The organism is Actinomyces sp. ICM47 (assembly GCF_905369875.1).
Lineage (GTDB): Bacteria > Actinomycetota > Actinomycetes > Actinomycetales > Actinomycetaceae > Pauljensenia.
The window spans coordinates 31705-54003 of the sequence record NZ_CAJPJE010000002.1 but is presented as its reverse complement, the minus strand read 5'-3'; the positions used below and the strand labels follow the sequence as shown (position 1 = coordinate 54003).

Sequence of the window (22299 nt, the reverse complement as noted above, 5' to 3'; positions counted from 1 at the left end):
CAAAGTTGGCCGGGTTAATCAATGAAACGGCGGAAACGCATACCCATTACCCCGCGGCTACCGATCACCGACGCAGCAATCCCCTTGTACCCCACCCGACACACTCACCTCACTTGTGTGCCGTAGATTACCCGCTATCCTTGGTCACATGACTGCTGCGCGCGACGACGATTTCATGGCACTGCCCGGTACGGGAGCGGATTCCACCGACACCCCCGACGTCAGGGAACGTTTGTCAGATGACGCCGCCCCCGCCTCGTCAAACACCTCATCGAAGTCGGCGTTGGATGCGCTGCTGGACGAGTACCGTGCACGCGCAACAAGCGAGCGTGAGAAGGGCACGCTCTTTGAGGAGCTGACGCGTCAGTTCCTGCTCCACGATGCCCGTTTCGCGCACCAGTTCAAGGAGATCTACCTGTGGAGCGAGTGGCCGGAGCGCCGCACGGGCGACACGGGCATCGACCTGGTGGCGATCCCGGTCCGGGATGAAGAGGGTCCGGTCGCGATTCAGTGCAAGTTCTACGCGCTGGGTCATCGCATTCAGAAGGCGGACATTGACTCGTTCCTGTCGGCGTCGGGTAAGGAGCCGTTCGGTCGCCGCATCGTCGTGGACACGTCGGGCGCGCCATGGGGCAAGAACGCGCAGGACGCGATTGAGGGCCAGCAGATCCCGGTCTCGCGCATCACGCTGGCGGATCTGCGCGATTCGGACATTGATTGGCGCACGTATTCGCTGGGGTCGACGCAAGCTCCGAAGACTCGCGAGCGCAAGGTTCCGCGCGACCATCAGGTGCGTGCTCGCAGCGCGGTGATGTCGGGCTTCGAGGAGCACGACCGCGGCACGATTGTCATGGCGTGCGGCACGGGCAAGACGTTCACGGCGCTGACGATCGCGCGCGAGTTCGTGGAGAAGGAGGGTGGCACCGCCCGGATCCTGTTCGCGGTCCCCTCCCTCGCGCTTCTCAAGCAGACGCTGGACGATTGGGCGGCCGAGGCCGACGGCGCGTTCACGGCGTGGGCGGTGTGTTCGGATACGAAGGTGTCCTCGTCGGCGCGTAATGACACGACCGAGGAGTCGGCGGTGGACCTGCCGATTCCGGCGACGACGGACGGCCAGCGCCTCGCGGACTCCCTGAATGCGAACAACGCGACGGAGGGCCTACAGGTCGTCTTCGCGACGTACCAGTCGATTGACGTCATTCACGGCGCGCAGGAGATCGCGGGCGACGACTGGCGCGATTTCGACCTGATTATCTGCGACGAGGCCCACCGCACGACGGGCGCGACGCTGACGGGCGAGGACGAGAGCGCCTTCACGAAGATCCACAGCAACGAGTTCATCCGCCGCGCGAAGACCCTGTACATGACGGCGACGCCGCGCATTTTCGCGGAGAACGCGAAGAGCAGGGCATCGGAGAAGGACGCGATCCTGACCTCGATGGACGATCAGGACACCTACGGTCCGGTGTTCTTCCGTCTGGGCTTCGGCCAGGCGGTGAAGGAAAACCTGTTGACGGACTACAAGGTCATCATCTTGACGGTCAGCGAGGAGGAGGTGTCGGGCCAATATCAGACAATCGCTGAGATGGGCGGCGAGCTGAACCTCGACACAGCTGCGAAGCTGACGGGTTGCTGGAACGCGCTGGCCAAGCGCAAGAATCGCGGCTCGGACGTGGACTACGGCGAGGATAGCGCACCAATGCGCCGCGCTGTGGCCTTCTGCAAGGACATCAAGGCATCGAAGCAGGTGACGGATCAGTTCCCGGACCTGGTGAACGGCCCCTTTGGCCTGAGCGACCTCAGCAACGACGATGCGTCGGATAACCTGCAGGTTGAGTGCCGCCACGTGGACGGCACGATGAACGCGGCGGTGCGTGCACGCGAGATGGATTGGCTGACCGAGGGCGCGGGCACGGACGAGGTTCCGGTGTGCCGCATCCTGACGAACGCGCGCTGCCTGAGCGAGGGTGTGGACGTTCCCACGCTGGACGCGGTGCTCTTCCTGTCGCCGCGCAAGTCGCAGGTGGACGTCATTCAGGCGGTGGGCCGTGTGATGCGCCGCGCCGAGGGTAAGGATTTCGGCTACATCATCTTGCCCGTGGCCGTGCCGGCGGGCATGGCGCCAGAGCGCGCGCTGGACGACAACAAGCGCTTCCAGGTCGTGTGGCAGGTCCTCAAGGCCCTGCGCGCGCACGACGAGCGCCTCGACGCGGCGATCAACTCCATGGAGCTGAACGGCCAGGGGCCGGAGAACATCATCGTCGAGCAGGTCTCACTCGAGAAGAAGAACAAACAGGACGATCTGCTCGGCGGCTCTGCGTCCGATGGGGACGAGGCCGGGGCAGGGTCATCGGGTTCCAGCGCGGACGGGCTGGCCCAGGGGATCCAGGGCCAGCTGACGCTGCTGCCGTCGGATTGGAAGGAGTCAGTGTTCGGCCAGATCGTGAAGAAGGTGGGCTCGTCCCTGTACTGGGAGGATTGGTCCAAGGACATTGCGACGGTCGCGGAGCGCTACATTCACCTCATCGATCACCTGCTGGAAGATCCGGAGCGCCAGGACGCTTTCCAGGAGTTCGTGAACGCGCTACGCGCGACGCTGAACCCGGCCGTAGACAACGAGTCCGCGGTGGAGATGCTGGCCCAGCACATCCTGACGGCACCTCTCTTTGACGCGATGTTCCCGGATCATTCGTTCTCGAAGCAGAACCCGGTGAGCCGCGCGATGAACACGATTATGGAAATGCTGGCGTCGCACTCGATGTTCGAGAACGAGCGCCGCGAGCTGGATTCCTTCTACCGGGCGATGGTCGAGCGCATCGAGGCCGTGCACACCCTGGCGGGCAAGCAGGAAATCATGCGCACGCTCTATGATCGCTTCTTCTCGCAGGCGTTCCCGCGCATGAGCGAGCGCCTGGGCATCGTCTTCACGCCCGTCGAGGTCGTCGACTTCATCATCCGCAGCGCGGATGACGCGATGCGCACGGCGTTTGGCCAGACCCTGGGGGATCCGGGCGTGGCCATCATCGAGCCCTTCGCGGGCACGGGCACCTTCGTCGCACGCCTGCTGCAGCTGGGCATTATCCCGCCCGAGGCCCTGGAGCGCAAGTATAAGAACGAGATCTTCGCGAACGAGTTCGTGCTGCTCTCCTACTACATCGCATCGATCAATATCGAGCAGGTGTACCACCAGGTGCGCGCCGAGCAGGGCGCGGACGAGTGCTACGTGGAGTTCCCGGGCATGACTCTGACGGATACCTTCCAGCTGCACGAGGGCGACGGCACGATCACCGAGGACTTCGAGGGCTTGGCCGCCAACAACGAGCGCGCGAAGGCAGAGAAGGATTCCGCGATCACAGTGATCGTGATGAATCCGCCGTACTCATCGGGTCAGAACAGCGCAAACGACGACAACCAGAACCTGGCGTACCCTCGCCTGGACACACGCATCGCGGCCACCTATGCGGATCAATCATCGGGCGTCAACAAGAACAGCCTCTACGATTCCTACTTCCGCGCGCTTCGTTGGGCATCGGACCGCATCGGTGAACGCGGCGTCATCGCCTTCGTCTCCAACAGCTCCTTCGTGGATGGCAACTCTGCGGATGGCGTCCGACTGTCGCTGCAGGAGGAGTTCTCCCAGATCTTCATCTACGACCTTAAGGGGAACGCACGAACATCCGGTGAGCGCCGACGCCGTGAGGGCGGAAACGTGTTCGAGGAAGGGTCTCGCACCGGCGTTGCTATCACCGTCCTCGTCAAGGACCCCTCCCACTCCGGCACCGCCGAGGTCTTCTACGCGGAGGCGGAGGACTACGCGACCCGCCAGGAGAAGCTCGATCAGATAACCGCCTACGGATCGATCGAAGGGATCAGTGGGGCGGACGCATTCCGTTCCATCGCACCGAACCAGCACGGTGACTGGATCAGCTCCCGCGACGAGCGCTTCGTGACTTTCCAGGAGATCGGTAACAAGTCGCTCAAGGGTAAGGAAGCCACACCTGCAATTTTCCGGCAGTATTCAAGCGGCCTTAAGACCAACCGTGATGCCTGGTGCTACAACTTCTCCCGAGAAGCAGTCGCATCGAACATGCGCCAAATGATCGACAACTACAACGCAGAGGTCCACGCTGGAACTGCGACCGAAGCTATCAACACAGATTCCACGCAAATCAACTGGAACCGTCAGCTCATCCGCGATCTCGTATCTCGCAAACATCACGAATTCAACGCGGATTCAATCCGCTCTGGCATCTACCGGCCGTTCTGTGCACAGAGCGTTTACTTTGCTCGGGAAATGAACGACATGATCTATCAGCTTCCACAACTCTTCCCAACATCGAATCACCAGAATGTTGCTCTGGGACCATCAGGGGAACGGAGAAGAGACTTCAGCGTCGGGTTCACCTGCGAACTTCCCGATCTGGAGATGGTCTCCAAGGCTCAGTGGTTCCCCCTCTACACCTGGGAGCCCCTCTCCCCCACCTCCGGGAGCGAGCCCGACCTGTTCGCCGACCTGGCGACCGCCTCGGAAAGCCAGGCGGATGAGGCCGCCACGGCCTCGTCCCTGGATTTCTCGCGGCCGATCGGCGACCAGATCCCAGTGATCCTGGACGGGTATCGCCGCGTCGATAACGTCACGGACGCGACGCTGGCCTCGTACCGGGAGCACTACGGGGATGCGGGTATCACGAAGGAGGACATTTTCTTCTACGTGTACGCGCTGCTGCATCACCCGGAGTATCGGGAGCGCTACGAGGATGATTTGAAGAAGATGCTGCCGCATATTCCTCGCGCGGCGGGTTTCCACACGTATGCGAACGTGGGCCGCGAGCTGGCGGACCTGCACGTGAACTACGAGCAGGTGGAGCCGTACCCGTCGGTGCAGGAGGAGGCGAGCCTACACGCACCCGCGGACCCGTGGGAGTGCTACCGGATCGGCGAGCGCAAGATGCGTTTCCCGAAGCTGGGGCGCCGCGATAAGGACTTCACGCGCTTGGAGTACAACGACCACGTGACCCTGACGGGAATTCCTGCGGAGGCGCAGGGGTATTCGATTTCGGGCCGCAGCCCCCTGGAGTGGATCATCGACCGCTACCACGTGAAGACGGACAAGGCGTCGGGCATCGTCAACGACCCGAACGACTTCCTGCACGAGCAGGGCCGCCCCGCCGCGGTCGTGGACCTGATCAAGCGCCTGGTGACGGTCTCGATGCGAACCCAGGAACTCCTGGAGACCCTGCCGAAGCTCGAGATTCCGGAAGGATAAGTTCCCATGAACAACTCAAGAGAAGTGAACTACAATGGCACCAATACTTCACACAAGTGGCATTGGTACTACAATCGCATAATCTTGAATTGCGTTTGTATGGCTTTTACCTGCTTCATCTTTGATTTATGTCTACACACATATCGTGATGGAAGCAATGTCTTTGATATACTCTGGACATTGCTTGACAATGCATCGATCACAATAATCACCGCTTGCACTATCGGAATCCTATGGGAAGTATCTGGAAAGAACGATCTCATTCAAGAGATTCAACAGCATACTGACAAATCTCTTCGGGATGCTGGACTTTCCAACACATTAGCCGATCAGGGGATTTTACACACCACGATGGAGTTTAAAGATGGAATTAGATGGAAGAAGTATATTGCGGACGCCGATGAAATCGATGTCTGCTGGTGGGCAGGATCCGAATGGCTCCGAGGAAACACAAATGCCATTAAGACAGCAATTAAGACCAGAAAGGGCAGTGTCATAGGGTGTAAGCAATTTTCGTGTAGCGGTGATGCTGTTCGGAGGCTGATCATGGGGTGTCGTCGGATGCTGAGTGTTGAGGATCGCGCGGCGATCATGGCGGGGTTGGAGGCGGGCTTGTCCCAGACGCGTATCGCCCACTTGATTGGGCGTAGCCCCTCGGTGGTGTGCCGTGAAATCGCCCGCCATCGGGGTCCTGGCGGCGTGTACCAGGCCGAGGATGCCGGGAGAGCAGCGCAGGTGGCCAGGCGCCGCCCTAAGAAGCGGCTCCTGGACCGCGATGAGATTCTCCGCCGCCGCGTGATCTTTGATTTGTCGCAGGGGCGCACGCCCCGCCAGATCAGCGGACGCCTGAGCGTGGAGGCATGTGGCACAGTGGCTCCTATGGATAATTCTCCCCACGCCCAGGGCCGCACGATCAGCCACGAGGCGATCTACACGTGGATCTACGCCCACCCCAAGAAGACGCTGATCGAGCACGGCGTATGCCTGCCCTCCAGGCGGTGGATGCGCAAGAAACCCCCTGCAGGCGGGCGCACACCACCCATTGTCGGCATGCGATTAATTGACGAACGCCCCGACATTGCTGACCGGATGATCCCTGGCAACTGGGAGGGGGACCTCATCATCGGCAAAGATGGGGCCAGTGCGTGCGCAACCCTGGTCGAGCGCACCACCCGCTACCTGATCATCGTGGCCCTGCCACTGGGACGCAGGGCCGACCAGGTCTGTGATGCGCTCACCCGCCGCATCCAGGGCCTACCCGAAGGAGCGATGCGAACACTGACATGGGACCAAGGACGGGAAATGGCCCGCCACCAGCGCCTCACCCAAGATACCGGCGTGGAGGTGTTCTTCGCTCACCCCCATAGCCCCTGGGAGCGAGGAACAAACGAAAATACCAACCGACTTATCCGCCGCTACCTTCCCAAAGGAACCCCCATCACCAGCCACCAGCCCTACCTCGACGCCATCGCCTACGAACTGAACAACTGCCCCAGAGCCACCCTCGGCTACCGCACCCCCACAGAAGCATTCAACCAACTCATTGCTACCACCCATTGACACCACCGGTGATTGTTCGCATATCAACCGTTTGGAGGGCTAGGCTCGTATCGAATCTAAACGACAACAACATGCGTTCGTCTTCTCTGTTCGCAAGAAGGATGGTTGCAACATAGTCGAACATTTCTTGATCAGACATGACGTCAGACAATTCATCTTGAAACACGAAACACGTCAGACGAAGTGAATTCCCGGTGCCTGAGAAGGAAAGAACGACCTGTCTGCCAGTTGTGGCTTGTCTCTCCAGGGACATTTCAATGCCGTCAGATAGTTGCTCACGTGCTTCGCTGGAGAAATCAAGCAGGTACGAGGAAACGTGAACAGCTTGAGGATTGCCAGAGCTGAGCAACACGTCAATTATTTCACGAAAGCGCTTAGGCATACTTTGCCGAGGCTTCCGAAGCTGGGGCGAAAAAGTGCCAAGCCGCTCGAAATATTCGTCCAATTCCTCTCTGTAACCTGAGACATAAATGGTCTTATCTTTCGCGACGCTGTCAACTTCTAGCGAATAACAATTATGCGCAATGTACATGCCAAGGTGGTCGAGTTCGTCTTTGACGATGAGCCTCTCATTGAGGGCCGCAATTTCTCTCTGTTTGAGGAAGTGGAGGAATTCTAGCGGATTATCAAAGTATTCCCTGAAAGTCATGAGGTCGTCGATTGCGATGCAAGACACGCCTTCTTCAAGGTCTAAAAAACCAAGTTTCTCTGCACAAGCCGCATAAGTGTTAATGTTGTCTACCGTTACGGAGAGGCAGAAGATGCTCTTGATGTCCGAGATATCAAGTATTTGCTTCGGCTGCATGTGCTCGTCGTAGAGGACCAATTTAGTGTTGGAACGGCGAACATAATCTCTCATCTGAGCACATTGACTATTTGCTTTTCCTATCAGCTCTTTATAGCGGTTGACGTGCGAAGCGTAACCCGACACCGGCGGAGCATCAGTAAAGCTGCCAGCTTTAACTTCGATCACCAACAACGCATCTCTATACCTAATCAGAAGGTCGTTTTCACTTCGATGCTTCTTGCTGCCGTAGTAGTTATCCCTATGCGTGGAGCACCCTGGAAGCATCTCCTTGAAAAGCGATTCGACCATTCTTTCACTAGCCTCTTTTTGTCTTTGCTGCCATCGCTCTGAATAGTCGAAATCGGTACGCAGAATTAATTTCTGGATTGCCCTATAGAAATTATCGGTAAGCGAGTAGTAGTCGAAGCAGTAGCTATCTCCGCCTATCTTGATGAATGGCCGATCTACGATCGGAAGCGTAACTATCGGCCAATACTGCATTTCTCCTTCTTCGAAGAAACAAGCCTCACCCGGAGCAAACGACAGGGCATCGATAAAAGCCTCGGGCCAATCAGTAATCCTAGTGACATTGAATAAGCTCACAGAGAACGCGTCTTCAACTGCTTTCACATCCTCGTCAGGAATACTCGAAATATCGAAGTCGTCAGCCAATCTTGCCTTGTCACAAAGCTTCCTCAAAGCATCCAGGCCTTCAAGTCGGCCGTTTAACAACGCTATTTCAATTTTTTCATATCCAGCGACCACTTCATTTGCCGTCACACCGAACAATTTTTGAAATTCATCATCGTGAGCGAGCACAAGTGGCCGAAGATAATCAATCTGAAGGAAGCGATATCTATTCCCTCTAACCATATGCATTAATTGAGCTTCGAAGGCCAGCTGACTTGTTTCACTGTCATCTCCAAGCTCCCAGTACCGGTACGACAAGTATTTTAGCGACTTAAAAAACAGTATTTTTTGGTCATAAACATACCTATGCGCCAGTCGGTCAATATCTTCATCAGAGACATGGGCACAGATTGTGTTATCCGTTGCAGCGATGAGACTTTGCAGGTATTCGACGGGGCGGGACAGCACATCATCTTGCCTGTAGAAGAGGACATCACCTTCAGGGATAGGATTACTGAAAGTCGTGATATCGCTAACGGCCATTAGCAATATCTCTTGTCGATCAATTTGAATGTATCTTCGAATAGATTCGATGCGCTCGTTAATTTCTTCAGCCAGCTGTTTCATTCCGGCCGATGCTTCATTCTTAATTTCATTGCCATTCACATTTGCCCCTTGGAACACAACGCGCCACACCATTAACCCAGACGAACGCTAAGTCAAACACCTTGCCATTTCAGTTCTTATACTATTTGCCGCAGCGCTTAACTGCCAATGTTGGTCAACTCTTCGAGAACGGCCTTTGCCGTCTTGCAGCACTCTTGAAACGAAATTCCTTTTGCGAACGGATTCTTCCTCACATACTTCACCCACTGCGCTTGCATGACTGCGTCGCCGGCAACATCGTCGAGCACCTTTGCCCAGCGCTCAATGGCGGCTTGACTATTCCTTTTCTCGCACGTCGACACCAAAGCGTTTTTCAACATTCCCATATCGACATCACTTCTTTTGACTCCCAGCAGGACATGGATGTCATAGAAGTCTCGCGGGCGGGTGTTGGCAACGCCGCGGGATACCACGGTCTCAAGTTTCTCCGCAAGCACCGTCTCAATCGGGTAGGCCATGAGGCTGATAACGCCCTCATCAAAGAGGAACGGGTAGCTATATTCCACCGCGTCCGGCGTAATCCGGTCACCAGTGGTAACGTCCACTGTCAGTGGGATCACCATGGGCGCGTAGATCCCCTTCAGGTGCACACGAATACCCGTGTACTCATCGGTCTCCCGAATGTCCTCTGTCCTGTCGAACTCGAACTTCCAGTCATCGTCTGCTTGCACCGCTCAATGTCACGGAACGCTCTTTCTGCGGATTCGTGAGTAAGGGCGAACCCTCTGACCGTCGTATCCAGGTCCATTGTGGTCCTTGACCTGACGCCGACAAGGGAGGAGATGAGCACACCTCCCTTGATAATGACGTTATTCCTCCACTTCGATCTCGAGAGGCGTTCGAGTATCCTCTCGAGGAGGTAGCTCTGCATGAGCGCTTGCGCAGGGATACCCGCCTCCTTGGCCATGCTATTCACGCGCACCTTAAGCTGCATTGTATTCCTTGTCCTCACAGCAGCACCTCCAGGTAGTTCCGGATCTTCCTCTCGACGCCGAGCTTGCGTGCGTACTCGATGAGCTTCGCTAAATCTCTCTTTGGGCTTCTAACATAGGTCTGCATCGCCGGGGTAACTACCTGCGAATCGACCATACGCTGCCCCCTGACCAGGTCACAAAGCGTTCTCTCCAAGACGTATGCCCTGACGGCGTTGCCGTACTGGGTAGTCAGTTCTACCAACCCTAGCTCGAGCACCTCATCAGCACAGGAACGGCAGACTATCCCCAGCTCTCTGGCGGGTGTGGCATTGTAAGTTCTAGGAAAGGTCATGGTGAGCGAAAAGGGCGCACGGTCGGTCATACCATGCAGGAAGAGCGCCGTGTCATCGGAAAATACACCGCGCGAGAATCGGTGCTGGGCAACGAAGTATGGGTCCTCCCATGTCTCCGGAAGAGAGTAGAGGCCGCGTCCAGCTTGAACAAGCTCTCCTTTATCAACTGCCTCAGTGAGCTTCCTTCTGGGAATGCCAGCTTCAGTGGCCTGCGATGCAGACACGTAGCCGTTCTGCCCTTTCGCAATCTCAATTAAGGTCATAATCGCCTCTTTTTAGCTCGTACATCTATGCGGAATATTACCGCATATTAAGCATAGATGTACGCTTTTGGGTGATTGAGCCTCAAACTCCCACAAGAGAGCTTGAACAAGAGAATTGGACCCGGGAACACTCACCAGAGCGCTCCCGGGCACACACGTTTAAACCGACGCGGAAGGTTTACTCCCACTCGATGGTGGCCGGGGGCTTGGAGGTCACGTCGAGGACGACGCGGTTGACCTCGGGCACCGAGTTAGTGATGCGGGTGGAGATGCGGGCCAGGACGTCGTAGGGCAGGCGCGTCCAGTCGGCCGTCATCGCATCCTCGGAGGACACGGGGCGCAGCACGATCGGGTGGCCGTAAGTACGACCGTCACCCTGAACACCCACGGAACGAACGTCGGCGAGCAGGACGACCGGGCACTGCCAGATCTCCTGATCCAGGCCAGCCGCCGTGAGCTCCTCGCGAGCAATCAGGTCAGCGGCGCGCAGGATGTCCAGGCGCTCGCGCGTGACCTCGCCAATGATGCGAATACCGAGGCCGGGGCCCGGGAAGGGCTGACGGTTCACCAGGTAGTCGGGCAGACCCAGCTCGCGGCCGACCGCGCGCACCTCGTCCTTGAAGAGGGTGCGCAGGGGCTCGACCAGCTCGAAGGTCATGTCCTCGGGCAGGCCGCCCACGTTGTGGTGGCTCTTAATGTTGGCCGCGCCCTCGCCGCCGCCGGACTCGACGACGTCAGGGTACAGGGTGCCCTGGACAAGGAACTTCACCTCGCCGCCGGCAGCGCCAACCTCTTCGATGACCTGCTTCTGGGCGGCCTCGAAGGAGCGGATGAACTCGCGGCCGATGATCTTACGCTTCGCCTCGGGCTCGGTGACGCCAGCCAGGGCGAACAGGAAGCGCTCGGACTCGTCGCACGTGATGACGCGGATGCCCATGCCGCGCGCATAGTCGTTCTCCACCTGCTCGCGCTCGCCCGCACGCAGCAGGCCGTGATCGATGAAGAAGCAGGTCAGCTGATCGCCGACGGCCTTGTGCACAAGGGCCGCAGCCACGGAGGAGTCCACGCCGCCGGACAGAGCGCAGATGACCTGCGCGTCGCCGACCTGCTCGCGAATCTTCTCGACCTGCTCATCCACGATGGACCCGGCAGTCCACGTGGGCGTAATGCCCGCACCCTCGTACAGGAAGTTCTTCAGCGCGTCCTGACCGAACTGGGAGTGACCCACCTCGGGGTGCCACTGCAGGCCGTAGAGGCGACGCTCGCGCGACTCGAAGGCCGCGACAGGGGTCTCAGTCGTAGACGCAGTGACGGTAAAGCCCTCGGGCGCGCCCTGGACGGCGTCGCCGTGGCTCATCCACACGATCTGATCATCGGGGGTGCCACCGAACAAGCAGGACTCACCGGCCACGGTTGCCTCGGTATGCCCGTACTCGCGGGTGCCCGTACGACCCACGGTGCCGCCGAGCGCGTGGGCCATGGTCTGGAAACCGTAGCAGATCCCCAGGACCGGCACCCCGGCCTCGAAAATCGCGGGATCGACGGAGGGCGCACCCTCCTCGTACACGGAGGACGGGCCGCCGGACAGGATGATGGCGGCGGGCTCCTTGGCGAGCATGTCCGCCACGCTCATGGTGTGGGGGACGATCTCGGAGTAGACGTTGGCCTCACGCACGCGGCGCGCGATCAGCTGGGCATACTGCGCGCCGAAGTCGACGACGAGGACGGGGTGCATGTCAGTAGCGTTCACCCTCCTAATGCTACCCGCGCACACCCCGCACCGTCGCACACCATAGCGCATGTCACCGCCTATCGTCAGCGCAAATAGGAGCGGCCCCGCCCCGGGTGGGGACGAGGCCGACTCGAGTCACGCCCGAAGGCGTGGTATCAGCGGAAGAAGGAGCGCAGCATCGGGAAAGCTCCGGTGGCAACAGCAGCCTTGACGAGGTCGCCGATGATGAAGGGAACGAAGCCCTTAACCAGCCCCTGCGCAAACGTCATGTGGGTGAAAGGGATCATCCACGCCAAGCCCAAGATGTACACAGAGAAGAGGGACACAAGCGCGGTCGGTGCCATCGTAAGCACGCGACGGTCCGCACCGCGCTGGGCGGCCAGACCCGCGATTGCGACGGCGAGGAAGTAGCCGAGGATGTAACCGAAGGAAGCGAAGGCCCATCCGACGTTCGTACCGGTGAAGACCGGAGCGCCCGCGATACCGAGGAGGGCGTACACGCCGACGGAGACGAGGCCTCGGCGCGCACCCAGGGTCGTACCCACAGACAGGGCACCGAGTGTACCGAGCGAGACGGGCACAGGCGTGAAGGGCAGCGGGACCGAGATGCGGGCCAGGACGATCATGGCGAGCGTGCCAGCGGCGATCAGAGCAATCTCGCGGACGAGCGTGCCGCCAAGACGGTCGGCGAGAACGCGGTTCTCGCGCGCGGCGACGGGGGAAGCGGTCAGGGTGGTCATACGACACCTTTCAACAGGGCCAACGGCCTTTCATTCAATAATTGAACAATATGCTGTGTGACACTCCCTGTCAAGCACACCCGAGCACATCACAGGGGGGCGAGCGCCACACCGGCGCTCGCCCCCCTGAGACCCACAAACGGGAAAATCAGTGCGCGAAGTGGCGCGTCCCCGTCAGGTACATCGTGATGCCCGCGGCGTTCGCCGCGTCAATCGACTCCTGGTCACGCACGGAGCCACCGGGCTGAACGACGGCCTTCACGCCCGCGTCGATGAGCACCTGCAGACCGTCCGCGAAGGGGAAGAACGCATCCGACGCGGCGACCGCGCCAATGGAACGCTGCTCCGGTGCCTCGGCCACGACCTCGGACGCGCGAGCGCCGCCCGCGCTGTCCACATTGGAGGCCGCCGCGTCACCCGTCGAGCGCGAACCCAGCGTATTCGCGCGCTCGACCGCCAGCTTGCACGAGTCCACGCGGTTTACCTGGCCCATACCCACGCCCACAGACGCACCGTCCTTGACCAGCAGAATCGCATTGGATCGCACCGCACGCACCGTGCGCCACGCGAACTCCAGGTCCGCCAACGTCGCCTCGTCGGCGGGAGCGCCGGCCGCGAGCGTCCAGTTCTCCGGGGAGTCACCGGGCGCGTCAATATCGTCGCGCTCCTGGACCAGCAGGCCACCGCTGATCTGCTTGAACTCGTACGATCCGCGAGCCGGGGGCTCAACCTGCAGGACGCGCAGGTTCTTCTTCGCGGAGAGCACCTCGAGCGCGCCCTCCTCGTAATCGGGAGCCAGCACGACCTCGGTGAAGATCGGGACGATCTGGCGGGCCAGCTCCACGCTCACCGGGCGGTTCACCGCAATCACGCCGCCGAATGCCGACACGGGATCGCAGGCGTGCGCCAAGCGGTGCGCCTCGGCCACGTCGTCGGCCACCGCGATGCCGCAGGGGTTCGCGTGCTTGATGATCGCCACGCAGGGGCGCTCGTGATCGTAGGCGGCGCGCAGCGCGGCGTCGCCGTCCGTGTAGTTGTTGAAGCTCATGGCCTTGCCGTGCAGCTGGCGCGCGTTCGCGATGCCCGGGGCCAAAGCCTCCTCGTCGAAGGATTCATCTTCGAAGGACTCGTCGATCTCGCGGTACACGGCCGCGCCCTGGTGAGGGTTCTCACCGTAGCGCAGCGACTCCACGCGCTCGAAGGCGTCCGCGACGAACACGGGCATGCCAGAGGCCTCGCCCTCCTCGGCAACCTCCACCACGCAGTCCTCACCGGCCTCGTAGCCCAGCGACTCCAGGAACGCAGCATCCGAGGCGTCCAGATGCGCCTCGGCGACATCATCCAACGTCTCGCGCACGTCCTCAAGACCCAGCTCGTCGGCAAACCAGCCAGCAATCGCCAGGTCGTAGGTCGCCGTGTGGGCGAAAGCCTCAGCGGCCAGCACACGGCGCTGCTCGAGGGTGAAGCCCTCCCCCGCCACGGCCTCGGCGACATCCGCGTAACGCTCCGGAGAGGTCACGACCGCGACCGACGGATGATTCTTCGCGGCGGCTCGCACCATCGAAGGGCCACCGATATCGATCTGCTCGACACACTCGTCAAAGGATGCACCCGACGCAACCGTGTCCTGGAAGGGGTACAGGTTACACACGACCAGGTCGAACGCCTGGATGCCCAGCTGCGCGATCTGCTCGCGGTGCGCAGCCTTACGCTGGTCGGCCAGGATGCCGGAATGAATGAAGGGATGCAGGGTCTTCACGCGCCCCTCAAGCACCTCGGGGAAACCGGTCACGTCGTCAACCGGGGTAACAGCCACACCCGCGGCCGCGATGCGAGCAGCCGTCGAGCCAGTGGAGACGATCTCCACACCGGCCTCACCCAGCGCACGCGCAAGGTCCTCCAAGCCCGTCTTGTCATACACGGAAATCAGGGCCCGCTTAATGGGGCGCACGTCGATGGGTTCCAGGTTGTCCAGGGAGACGGACATAATTCCTCCAGGTTAAGAGCCAAACCCAGGCGCCCAGGCGGGCGACGCCTCGCGGGACATGCAGCCGCTCCCCGGTGGTGATCCACCCTCGCCAGTCGCGGCACCTCCCAGTCTAGTTCAGGCCCTCACCCTTCGTCCCCTGCGCCTCGGGGTCATCCGTGTCACCCTCGTCATCCTTGTCAGCGGGCTCAGCCCAAGCCACGCGCTTCTGACGCTTCACCCGCCGCTTCGCTGCCTTCACCGACTCAGCCCACACCTCACGGTTCCTCCACGCGGCCCGCAGCTTGTCAGGCTGAACGGCCTCAGCGGACTCAGCCCACGGCTCACCGACCTCCGTCGCGTCCGCCGACCCCGCGTCATCCCTGCGCTCAGCCCAAGCCTCGTCCCCCTCGATCAACGAGGCCGTGGCCGCCTCACGCGACGAACGCTCAGCGTGGCGGCGGCGCAGGGCCTCACCCCCGGAGCGCACGCGGCCCGCACTCTGCCCCACCAAAGCCAGCGTCGTCGGATGCGTGACAAGCGGCACGAGCATCGCCGGCAGCCCAACCTCCAAGAACAAATACAACGTCGACCGCCCCACAAGCGGCCCCATGAACGCCAAGCGCACCGACCCCATGCTCATCGTCGCGCTCCACATCCACAGCGCAACAATCGAAACAAACACAACCGAGGCCAGGAGACCCTCTGCGCTCTGATGCAACAGGTGAGAACGCCGATACACGCGCGCCGAGGCAACGCCACAAGCGATACCCAACACGACCGGCACAAAAACCACCCAGTTGCCGGGAGCCGTCTCCGGGACCGTCCCCAGCAGCGGAATCGGCGGAATCGGCCCCGCGTCCACGACCGTCGGCGAATGCAGCGAATCCGTCGCCGTCATGAAACCCGAGCCCGACCACCAGGCCGCCGCCCAGGCCATCGCCGTGGGAGCAAACAGCGCCTGCGCGCCCACAATAAACGTCGTATCCACCAGCGACGAGGCGCCCAGCAGCTCCTGGATGCCACTCGCACGACTCCAGCCCGCCACCAGCGCGACCACCGCCGCAGCAGCAGCCGCGACCACCGTCACCAGACTCACGAGGCCACCCATCTTGAAGCCACCAGAAATCCAATGCTGCATCGACGGAGCCTCAGAATCACGCGAATAACTGGACACCACGAACCAACCCGACCCAATGAGAGGAATCAGAATCGCGCCGACCGTGCCCGTCCACCACTGCGAATGAACCCCCGACGTACCCGCCAGAAACCACGCGGTCAGGAGGAACCCGGGCACCGCAAACAACGCCGACGACCTCGGAAACCCCGTCGTCGTACGCAACAAAAGCCGCACGAGGAGGACCAACAGCGCACCAAAAAGCGTCGGAATCACACGGTAGGACACTCCCCCGGCCACCGACGTACCCCCCAGGGTCGCCACCCACAGGTCACCGCCCAACGCCAGCGCATCACGCGGCAGCGTGTCACTCATCCACGTGTTCGAGCGCAGCGACAGGTAGACGATCATCGTGGTCACGGTCGTAATCGCCCACCCCGCGAAGGCCGCCTCCACGCCCGCGACGAGGCCACGCGCCCATCCCTTTGGGACCCTGACGCGAATGGTCGCTCGACCCGCCACATACGTGGTTGTCGTCCGTCGGGTGATCGGTACTTCTCTGATGCGCTCACTCACAGGCCAATGGTGACAGAATCGGCCCGGGGCCGCGACGCTGCGCGCCGACCCCGGGCCGATTCAAGCTGTGACGTTATCGCGAGAGGATCTCACGAGCGATCTGCGCCGTCTGCGAAGGAGTGCGACCCACGCGTACCCCCACGGCCTCGAGCGCCTCCGCCTTCGCCGCGGCCGTGCCGGATGAACCGGAAACAATCGCGCCCGCGTGGCCCATCGTCTTGCCCTCGGGGGCCGTGAAGCCAGCGATGTAGGCGACGACGGGCTTCGTCATGTTCTCCTGAATCCACGCGGCCGCGCGCTCCTCGGCGTCGCCGCCGATCTCGCCAATCATGATGACAAGATCCGTGTCGGGGTCCGCCTCGAAAGCAGCCAGCGCGTCAATGTGGGTGGTGCCCACGACCGGGTCGCCGCCAATACCCAGGCACGTCGTGAAGCCAAAGTCGCGCAGCTCGTACATGAGCTGGTAGGTCAGCGTGCCGGACTTCGAGACGAGGCCGAGTCGGCCCGGACCCGTGATGTCCGCCGGGGTGATGCCCAGGTTCGCCTGCGCGGGCGAGATGATGCCGGGGCAGTTCGGGCCGATCAGGCGCACGCCCGCCTCAAGAGCACGCTCAACCACGATGGTCGAGTCCTGGACGGGGATGCCCTCGGTGATGAGAACGATCGTCTCAATACCCGCCTCGATGGCCTCCAGGGCAGCACCCTTCGCGAAGGCCGGGGGGACGAAGATGACGGAGGCGTTCGCGCCGGTGGCCTCGCGGGCCTCGGCGACCGTGCCGAAGACGGGGATCTCGACCTGGCCGTCGGTGACCTTGTCCGCACCCGGGCCGTAGCCCTGCACGTCGAAAGTGACGGTCGTGCCGGCCTTGCGCGGGTTCGTGCCGCCCACGATGGCCGTGCCGGCGCTGAGCATACGCTGGGTGTGCTTGCGGCCCTCGGCACCGGTCATGCCCTGGACGATGACCCGGGTGTCAGAGTTGACGAAGATAGTCATGGGTGTTCTCCTGCGGTTCTCGGGTCGTTACTTCGACGGCTCCTGGGCTGCGAGCTCGGCTGCGCGCCGGGCCGCCCCATCCATCGTTTCTTCCATGTGGACGAGCGGGTGCGCGGCCTGCTCGAGGATCGCGCGCCCTTCCTCGACCTTGTTGCCATCGAGGCGCACGACTAACGGCTTGGATGCCGCATCCCCCAGCGTCTCGAGCGCGCCGATGATGCCGCGAGCGACCTGGTCGCAGGCAGTGATGCCGCCGAAAACATTGACAAACACGGAACGGACCTGCTCATCGCCGAGGATGATGTCCAGGCCCTTAGCCATGACCTCAGCCGAGGCACCGCCGCCGATGTCAAGGAAGTTCGCGGGCTTCATGCCACCAAACTCCTCGCCGGCCATCGCGACCACGTCGAGCGTCGACATGACGAGGCCCGCGCCGTTACCGATCACGCCAACTTGGCCTTCCAGGCGCACATAGTTGAGTCCGGCTGCCTTCGCGGCGGCCTCGCGCGGATCCTGCGTCGCCACGTCCACCAGCTCGGCGTGGACAGGGTGGCGGAAGCGCGCGTTGTCGTCGAGGGTCACCTTGCCGTCCACAGCCCACACGGAGCCGTCGGGGCTGGAGACCAACGGGTTGACCTCAACCAGGGTCGCATCCTCATCGCGGTAGACGGCCCACAGGGTCTCGAGGACCGGGGCGATGGCCTGCGCCGTGGCCTCGTCGAAACCCGCTTCCATGGCGATACGGCGAGCGACCTCGGCGTCGATGCCGACGACCGGGTCGAGAGGCACGCGAGCCAGGGCCTCAGGGCGTTCCTTCGCGAGGGTCTCGATGTCCATGCCGCCCTCACGCGAGCACATCGCCAGGTGGCGACGGTTCGAACGGTCCAGCAGGATCGAGAAGTAGTATTCGGCGGCGATGTCCGCGCCAACCGCAATCATGACCTTCTTCACGATGTGGCCCTTAATGTCGAGGCCGAGGATCGCCTCAGCCTTCTCGTAGGCCTCGTCGGCGGTGTGAGCTAGCTTGACACCACCGGCCTTGCCGCGGCCACCCGTCTTCACCTGAGCCTTGACAACCAGCAGGGAGGCACCCTCCGCCAGCAGCTCGCGCGCACCCTCACGCGCCTCCTCGGGGGTCGACGCCAGGCGGTAGTCAAGCACGGGCACCCCGTGCTCCTTGAACATCTGCCTAGCCTGGTACTCGTAAAGATCCACCTTATTCCCTCCGTTGAACGTGGTGTGGTCAGCGCAATAATTCTAGCGTGGGACCGGTGGGATTGCCCTCGTTCCTGCACATTATCAAGGTTTGTCGCAGCCTTGACCCGAGCACGCTTTTCCTTTGACGTTGCTTTGCGTTGCGAGGTGGGCTGCTGGCGTCGTTGGGGCGGATAGTTTGTGGCACCCCGACCACCTGGCACTTCTCAATGCCGCATGACGGCACACTCTGACACCATTGCGCCCAAAACGCAGACCACCTCGCCCATAACAGCCCGTTTTCAGCGTTTTTCGCCGAGGTGGTCTGCACTTTGGGCGCGACACTACCTCGAACTACGATCTCACCGTCACCAAACGGGGGGATTTTCGCGACACGAGGATCCGACGCGCCGAGCGAAGCTCGCAGCGCGGACGGCTCACGGGCAGGCCGCCGCCCACGGGCAGGCCGCCGCCCACGGGCACGCCAAGCAGCCCGCCCCCGAGGGGGAAACGCTAGGAAATCTTTTCCATCGGGGCCATGCGCACGAGGAGGCGCTTCTCGCCCATATCGAAACGGATGCGAGCCACGGTGCGCGGTCCCTCCCCTTCGACGCCGGTCACGGTGCCGACCCCCAGGGTCGCGTGCTTAATGCGGTCCCCGACCTTGAGCGAGAGCACCGGCCTGTCGTCGGCCAGCTTAGCGGCGGAGGCGACGCCCATGCGGGTCACCTTGCGCACGCCGGACGGCTGGGCGGCCGTGCCCCGGCGCCCCGACCCGAAGGCACCCGTGTCGGTATCGCCCCACGGGTCGCGCCCATCGGATCCGCGCGAGCGCCCATGGGCCCCTGAGCCGTACGATCCGGACCCGTAGGATCCGCCGTAGGAGGCACGCATGCGCTCCCCCGATGTGGCAGCGCGGCGTACATCGAGTAGCTCGGCGGGAATGTCGTCGAGGAATCGCGACGGCGGCATCTCCTGCGGAGTCCCCCAGGCGCTACGCACGGCCGCGCGCGTCAGGTAGAGGCGCTCGCGCGCACGCGTGATCGCCACGTAGGCCAGTCGGCGTTCCTCCTCCAGCTCGCTCTCGTCCCCGAGGCTGCGCTGGTGCGGGAAGGTGCCGTCCTCCATGCCGGTGACGAACACGACCGGGAATTCGAGACCCTTGGCGGTGTGCACGGTCATGAGGGTGACTTGCCCGCCGCGCTCGCCCTCCGCGAGCACCTGGTCCGAGTCGGCAACGAGGGCGACGCGCTCGAGGAAGTCCGCGAGGGTGCCGCCGGGCGCGTCGGCCGCGAAGGCACCCGCGACCGAGTGCAGTTCCGCCAGGTTTTCGACGCGCGAGGCGTCCTGCGGATCGTCGCTGCGGCGCAACTCCGCGAGGTAGCCCGTGCGGTCGAGGACCTCTTCGAGGATGTCGGCCTGGGATGCGCCGCGGGATTCAGCAGCGCGTAGCGTCTCGATGAGTCCCCAGAAAGCGGCCGCCGACTTCGCAGCGCGCGAGGTGATGCCCACGACCTCGGGCACGCTCGCGGGATCGGGCACGCTCGCGGGATCAGGGGTGCGAGCAGAATCCGTGACTCCGGTTGCCTCCGGCGTCGTCTGGGACGAGGCCGGGGCCGCAGCCGCGCTCTTATCCTCAGCGGAGCTTGCCGCCGGGTTCTCCCCCGCCCCCTGAGCGGAGGACACGGGAGCCGAAGACCCGGCCGAGGCCTCGTCCGGGGACGTGGAATGAGCGAGCGCGTCAACGTCGATCCCCTCGCCCTCACCGGCGGGGCACCCGGCGCGCAGCCACAGGTGGCGCAGGGCCGCACCAAACGAGATGCCATAGCGGGCGGCGTGCGCGGCGATGGCTTCTTCGGCCTTGGCGCCGATGCCGCGCTTGGGGACGTTGAGGATGCGGCGGGCGGCGACCGTGTCGTCGGGGTTGGAGATGACCTGCAGGTAGGCCAGCGCGTCCTTGATTTCGCGGCGCTCGTAGAAGCGGGTGCCGCCGACGACGCGATACGGGATGCCTTGGCGCACGAGGAGTTCTTCGAGCGCGCGGGACTGGGCGTTCGTCCGGTAGAAGATCGCGATGTCTCCCCAGTCGGTGCCGGCCTCGGCCAGGCGATCAATCTCGCCGACGACAAAGCGGGCCTCGTCGTGCTCGGAGTCCGCGGCGTCCAGGGTGATAAGCGCGCCGTCGCCCGAGGCCGTCCACAGGTTTTTTGCGCGGCGCCCCGTGTTGCGGGCAATGACGGCGTTCGCGGCCGACAGGATGTTCTGCGTCGAGCGGTAGTTCTGCTCGAGCAGGATGGTGCGCGCGCCCGCGAAGTCGCGCTCGAACTCTTCGATGTTGCGGATCGTGGCCCCGCGGAAGGCGTAGATCGATTGGTCCGAGTCGCCGACGACCGTCAGCTCGGCGGGTTCCACGCCGTCGGTGCCATCGCCCACGAGGGCGCGCACGAGGACGTACTGGGCGTGGTTCGTGTCCTGGTACTCGTCGACCAGGATGTGGCGGAATCGCCGGTGATAGTGCTCGGCGATCAGCGGGTTGTCGCGCAGCAGTTCAACCGTACGCATGATGAGGTCGTCGAAATCCAGCGCGTTCGAGGCGCGCATACGCTTGTCGTACTCGACGTAGGCTGCCGCGACGATGCGCGACACCGGGTCCTTGCCTGCCAGGTCCGCGTAGCGCGCCGGGCCGATCAGCTCATTCTTCGCGTCCGAGATGCGCGCCGCCACCATCTTTGGGGTGAAGCGCTTAATGTCGACGTCCTGGGCCTTGAGGACCATCTGGATGAGGCGCTGAGAGTCCTGCGCGTCGTAGATCGTGAACGACGAGGACAGGCCCGCCGCCTCGTGCTCGTAGCGCAGCAGGCGCACGCACGCCGAGTGGAATGTCGACACCCACATGCGCCGCGCGTCGTCCCCCACGAGGGAACCCGCGCGTTCGCGCATCTCAGCGGCCGCCTTGTTCGTGAACGTAATCGCGAGGATCTGCCCCGCCCGCGCCCGGCCCGTGGCCAGCAGGTAGGCGATGCGGTGCGTGAGGACGCGCGTCTTGCCGGAACCCGCACCCGCCAGGATCAGCAGCGGCGAGCCCTCGTGAGTGACGGCCTCGCGCTGGCGGTCGTTCAGGCCACGCGTGAGGGAATCGGGGTCCACACTGGGGCGCTGGGGTCGATTCCAGGAGGACTCGAACGAGGCCTGGGCAGGCTCCCACGCAGAAGACTCCCCCGACTCGCCGCCGGGCACACCACTCTCGGACCACCCGTCGTCGTAGTCGGCGCCCAGGGCGTCCTCCACATCGAAGGCGGGGACCTCCGGCGGCACGTAGTCGTCCTGGAATCCCCCATCGGAGCCGATCAGGAAACCAAGGTCAGGCAAAGAAGTCGCGTCACTCATCGCCTCCAAGCCTAGACCGCCCCACCCCCACAAGCATAAAAAGCCTCCCATTCCCTGGACTTCAATCTCAATGTCCAAGAAACGGGAGGCAGTTCAAAGGGCGGTTCGCGACGAGGCCGGGGCCTCCCCGCGCTCATACGCGGCAGAAACCCCG

General features: G+C 62.4%; 13 protein-coding genes and 1 riboswitch. Of the genes, 2 read left to right on the top strand and 11 right to left on the bottom strand.

Annotated features, from left to right (window positions below; all coding sequences use genetic code 11):
• Window positions 1-148 precede the first annotated feature (148 nt).
• Window positions 149-5266: a type ISP restriction/modification enzyme gene (locus tag QZ149_RS00855; protein ID WP_291448749.1), complete on the top strand. Its 5118-nt coding sequence runs from the start codon at window positions 149-151 to the stop codon at window positions 5264-5266.
• Between the two features lie 546 nt (window positions 5267-5812).
• Window positions 5813-6826 (top strand): IS30 family transposase, encoded by a 1014-nt coding sequence (locus tag QZ149_RS00850; RefSeq protein WP_034504165.1) that lies wholly within the window; start codon window positions 5813-5815, stop codon window positions 6824-6826.
• Here the strand turns inward: QZ149_RS00850 and QZ149_RS00845 are convergent.
• From QZ149_RS00845 to QZ149_RS00800, 11 genes are all read right to left on the bottom strand, one after another.
• Window positions 6813-8909: a hypothetical protein gene (locus QZ149_RS00845; protein ID WP_291448743.1), complete on the bottom strand. Its 2097-nt coding sequence runs from the start codon at window positions 8907-8909 to the stop codon at window positions 6813-6815. The genes QZ149_RS00850 and QZ149_RS00845 overlap by 14 nt on opposite strands.
• Before the next feature lie 98 nt (window positions 8910-9007).
• A complete protein-coding gene (locus QZ149_RS00840) occupies window positions 9008-9580 on the bottom strand; it encodes a nucleotidyl transferase AbiEii/AbiGii toxin family protein (RefSeq protein ID WP_291448740.1) in 573 nt (190 codons plus the stop codon).
• Window positions 9490-9780 (bottom strand): nucleotidyl transferase AbiEii/AbiGii toxin family protein, encoded by a 291-nt coding sequence (locus tag QZ149_RS09970; RefSeq protein WP_366488023.1) that lies wholly within the window; start codon window positions 9778-9780, stop codon window positions 9490-9492. The genes QZ149_RS00840 and QZ149_RS09970 overlap by 91 nt, the downstream gene beginning before the upstream one ends.
• A gap of 77 nt (window positions 9781-9857) precedes the next feature.
• The gene (locus QZ149_RS00835; protein ID WP_291448738.1) at window positions 9858-10439 is read right to left on the bottom strand and encodes a type IV toxin-antitoxin system AbiEi family antitoxin domain-containing protein; all 582 of its coding nucleotides are present in this window, start codon (window positions 10437-10439) and stop codon (window positions 9858-9860) included.
• Between the two features lie 178 nt (window positions 10440-10617).
• Entirely contained in the window at window positions 10618-12174 is a 1557-nt protein-coding gene (gene guaA, locus QZ149_RS00830) for a glutamine-hydrolyzing GMP synthase (protein ID WP_291448846.1), read from the bottom strand.
• Between the two features lie 152 nt (window positions 12175-12326).
• Window positions 12327-12911 carry a biotin transporter BioY gene (locus tag QZ149_RS00825; protein ID WP_291448736.1) on the bottom strand — a complete coding sequence of 195 codons (585 nt, stop codon included), beginning with the start codon at window positions 12909-12911 and terminating at the stop codon, window positions 12327-12329.
• A 148-nt stretch (window positions 12912-13059) separates the two neighbouring features.
• Complete coding sequence (gene purH, locus QZ149_RS00820) at window positions 13060-14898, bottom strand: bifunctional phosphoribosylaminoimidazolecarboxamide formyltransferase/IMP cyclohydrolase (RefSeq protein WP_291448733.1); 1839 nt, start codon at window positions 14896-14898, stop codon at window positions 13060-13062.
• 24 nt (window positions 14899-14922) lie between these two features.
• Window positions 14923-15007, bottom strand: a riboswitch (ZMP/ZTP riboswitch).
• 3 nt (window positions 15008-15010) lie between these two features.
• The gene (locus QZ149_RS00815) at window positions 15011-16516 is read right to left on the bottom strand and encodes a DUF6350 family protein (RefSeq protein ID WP_291448844.1); all 1506 of its coding nucleotides are present in this window, start codon (window positions 16514-16516) and stop codon (window positions 15011-15013) included.
• 127 nt (window positions 16517-16643) lie between these two features.
• A complete protein-coding gene (gene sucD / locus QZ149_RS00810; RefSeq protein WP_291448730.1) occupies window positions 16644-17564 on the bottom strand; it encodes a succinate--CoA ligase subunit alpha in 921 nt (306 codons plus the stop codon).
• Window positions 17565-17591: 27 nt separating this feature from the next.
• Entirely contained in the window at window positions 17592-18779 is a 1188-nt protein-coding gene (gene sucC / locus QZ149_RS00805) for an ADP-forming succinate--CoA ligase subunit beta (RefSeq protein ID WP_291448727.1), read from the bottom strand.
• 492 nt (window positions 18780-19271) lie between these two features.
• The gene (locus QZ149_RS00800; protein WP_291448725.1) at window positions 19272-22145 is read right to left on the bottom strand and encodes a UvrD-helicase domain-containing protein; all 2874 of its coding nucleotides are present in this window, start codon (window positions 22143-22145) and stop codon (window positions 19272-19274) included.
• Between the last annotated feature and the right edge of the window lie 154 nt (window positions 22146-22299).